This window comes from Alkalihalophilus lindianensis (assembly GCF_032843265.1).
Classification (GTDB): domain Bacteria; phylum Bacillota; class Bacilli; order Bacillales; family Bacillaceae_D; genus Alkalihalophilus; species Alkalihalophilus lindianensis.
In genome coordinates this window covers 1-266 of sequence record NZ_JAWJBA010000433.1, presented here as the reverse complement: position 1 = coordinate 266, position 266 = coordinate 1, and the positions used below count along the sequence as shown (strand labels likewise).

General features: G+C 65.4%; 1 protein-coding gene. It reads right to left on the bottom strand.

The genetic code is table 11. The features are described 5' to 3' along the window. The coding region (locus tag RYX56_RS26620) for a uracil phosphoribosyltransferase (RefSeq protein WP_317124197.1) at nt 1–266 on the bottom strand (266 nt) is incomplete at both ends.

Sequence of the window (266 nt, the reverse complement as noted above, 5' to 3'; positions counted from 1 at the left end):
CTTGAAATAGTACTCGATCGCCTCCAGCGTCTCATGGTCGCGATAGAGGCCGATGTGAGCCACGCGGGCTGAGGGGACCAGGTCCAGCATCCCCTCGCACATGCCGAGGCCCGCGCGCAGGATCGGGGCGAAGACCAGCTTCTTGCCGGCGATCTCGTAGGCTGTCGTGGGCGCGACGGGGGTCTCGATCTCGACCTTTTCCATCGGCAGGTCGCGGGTCACCCCGTACCAAATCAGGGTGGCGACCTCTCGCATCAGGGCGCGGA